This is a genomic window from Micromonospora phytophila, assembly GCF_023656545.1.
Taxonomy (GTDB): Bacteria; Actinomycetota; Actinomycetes; order Mycobacteriales; family Micromonosporaceae; genus Micromonospora; species Micromonospora phytophila.
In genome coordinates this window covers 1-2733 of the sequence record NZ_JAMOKF010000508.1, presented here as the reverse complement: position 1 = coordinate 2733, position 2733 = coordinate 1, and the positions used below count along the sequence as shown (strand labels likewise).

Annotated in this window: 2 protein-coding genes and 1 pseudogene; 2 read left to right on the top strand and 1 reads right to left on the bottom strand. The window is 72.0% G+C overall.

From position 1 onward, the window contains the following. A pseudogene (locus NCC78_RS30485) lies at nucleotides 1-348 on the bottom strand (CAP domain-containing protein); the annotation flags it as partial. Nucleotides 349-720: 372 nt separating this feature from the next. On the opposite strand from NCC78_RS30485, the gene NCC78_RS30480 reads away from it, so the two are divergent. Both NCC78_RS30480 and NCC78_RS30475 read left to right on the top strand, forming a co-directional pair. Further along, on the top strand, nucleotides 721-915 hold the full coding sequence (locus tag NCC78_RS30480; RefSeq protein WP_036374707.1) for a hypothetical protein: 195 nt from the start codon (nucleotides 721-723) through the stop codon (nucleotides 913-915). 333 nt (nucleotides 916-1248) lie between these two features. Further along, on the top strand, nucleotides 1249-2733 hold a 1485-nt coding region (locus NCC78_RS30475), incomplete at its 3' end, for a chromosome segregation SMC family protein (protein WP_250798857.1).

The following is a 2733-nucleotide window of genomic DNA, read 5'->3' as shown; positions in this document are numbered from 1 at the left end:
CGGCGTCGCGGCCAGCGGGAACGACCGTTCGTCGCCCGGACGGTCGGTCTGGTACGGGTCGGCCCGGTGGGTCTCGCCCGTCCCGGTCCAGGGCTGCCGGTGCTCGCCCGGGTCGACGTCCTCGGGCTGCCAGCGCCCGGTCGGCTCGGCGGCGGGTTCGGGCTGCCAGCGCGCGGTCGGCTGGTCGCGGTGCCACTCGTCGGCGGGCTGGTCCGGGTCGTCTCCGAACAGGTAGGCCGACTTCGGCTCGGGGCGTTCGGTCAGCCAGGCCGGGGGCTCGTCGCCGAGCGGCTGCTCAGGACGCCGGGGGGTGCTGTCGGGGTCGATCGGGTCGGTCCAGCCGTACACGCCTGTCGCCTCCACGGGTCGGTTGCGGGCCGGGGTGACGCTACGTGTCGGGCGTGAGCAGCGGCAACGTGGCTAAGGAAGAGTTAAGGGGAACTCGGGCAGCGGGGTAGGGACTTCCCGGGATTCCGGCGTAGAGTCAAGGTGTCCGGACAGAGAGTGTCCGCGCCCAGGTGGCAGCCCCCCGACAAGTGGACAGGTCGACGTGGAGATGATCTACGGCCTGCGAGAACTTGACGAAGGAGGGGTTATCGGCTCAATATATAGGTGTCGCCAGTCGCGCCCGCTCATGCCCAGAATCGCCTGGGATGACAGCCGCGTACACATGGGCGCGCGTTGGCCGGCCTTTCCGGCAGCGCATATCAAGGAGTCAACATGGCGAAGGCCCTGTACGGCCACGTAGGTGCGGCGCCCGATCGGCGTCTGCTCGACGAGGTCACCCGACTGCGTTCCAGGGTTCAGGCACTGGAGTTCGAGATCACGCGGCTGCGTGCCGAGAACGATCGGCTCGCGGCGGCCGCGGCGGAGGCGGACGATCTGCTCCGTCTGGCCGAGCCCGCGCTGACCTGATCTCCGGGTCGGAAAACTGAATCGCACCACACGAAAAGGCGCGCCGACACTTATGTGCCGGCGCGCAGTTCTGTTCGCAGCCTTCCGCCGACGACAATTCGTGATCTTGCCGAATCGGCTGCGGAACCGCGTCCGCCGGACGCGGGGAAACGTCGTCGCGGCACCGCCGCAGGAGCACCGGTCCGCCGTCGCGCGACCCCCGCGAACCCTCCGGCCCGCCGTTCACCAGGCGGGTCGCGTACCGGCTGGATCCCGGCACCGGGTTAGTCTGCGGGTCCACCAGGTCCGCGCAGCCGGCGACGGTACGGCGGCCACTGGACGAGGATCGAGAAGGTGCATCTCAAGAGCCTGACGGTGAAGGGCTTCAAATCCTTCGCCTCCGCGACGACGCTCAAGCTGGAGCCGGGGATCACCTGCGTGGTGGGCCCGAACGGCTCCGGCAAGTCCAACGTCGTCGACGCCATCGCCTGGGTGCTGGGCGAGCAGGGCGCCAAGGCGCTGCGCGGCGGCAAGATGGAGGACGTCATCTTCGCCGGCACCGCCGGCCGGGCCCCGCTGGGCCGCGCGGAGGTCACCCTCACCATCGACAACACCGACGGCGCGCTGCCGATCGAGTACACCGAGGTCTCCATCACCCGCCGGATGTTCCGCTCCGGCGAGAGCGAGTACGAGATCAACGGCGACTCCTGCCGTCTGCTCGACATCCAGGAGCTGCTGTCGGACTCCGGCATCGGCCGGGAGATGCACATCATCGTCGGGCAGGGCCGGCTCGACGGCATGCTGCACGCCAAGCCGGAGGACCGGCGGGCGTTCATCGAGGAGGCGGCCGGCGTCCTCAAGCACCGCAAGCGCAAGGAAAAGGCGCTGCGGAAGCTCGACGCGATGCAGACCAACCTCAACCGGCTCACCGACCTCACCGCCGAGCTGCGCCGTCAACTCAAGCCGCTGGGCCGGCAGGCCGAGGTGGCCCGCCGGGCCGCGGCCATCCAGGCCAACCTGCGCGACGCCCGGCTGCGGCTGCTCGCCGACGACCTGGCCACCCTGCGCGCCACCCTGGACAAGGAGATTGCCGACGAGACCGCGCTGCGCGAGCGCCGCGAGCAGGTCGAGGCCGAGCACACCGAGGTCCAGGCCCGCCTCGGCGAGCTGGAGGCGGCGCTCGCCGAGGACGCGCCGCTGCTCGCCGCCGCCCAGGACACCTGGTACAAGCTCTCCGCCCTCTCCGAGCGGTTCCGATCCATCGAGCAGCTCGCCCGGGAGCGGCTGCGCCACCTCAGCACGACCGCCGACGACGAGCGCCCGGGCCGCGACCCCGACCAGTTGGAGGCGGAGGCGGAGCGGGTCCGTGAGCAGGAGGAGGAGCTGCGCGCCGCGCTCACCGACGACCAGATCCGGCTCGCCGAGGCGGTGGAGCACCGGCAGGAGCTGGAACGGCAGCTCGCCGCCGCCGAGCGCGAGCTGGTCGCCGCGGCCAAGGCCATCGCCGACCGCCGCGAGGGGCTGGCCCGGCTGACCGGCCAGGTCAACTCCGCCCGCGCCCGGACCACCAGCGCCGGCGAGGAGATCGAGCGACTCGCCGCCGCGCACACCGACGCCCGGACCCGGGCCGAGAAGGCGCAGGCCGACCTGGACGCCGTGGCCGAGCAGTCTACCGAGGCGGACCGGGACAACGCCGACCTGGACGCCCGGCACGCCGGGGCGGTCGCCGCCCAGGAGAAGGCGCAGGCCACCGTGCGGTCGCTGGCCGACGCCGAGCGGGCGGCGGAGAGGGACTCCGCCACGTGGAAGGCCCGGGAGGAGGCGCTCGCCCTCGGGCTG

What these genes read in the sequence shown, in the direction of transcription:
- NCC78_RS30480 (WP_036374707.1), top strand. Translation starts at nt 721, where the DNA reads ATGGCGAAGGCCCTGTACGGCCACGTAGGTGCGGCGCCCGATCGGCGT.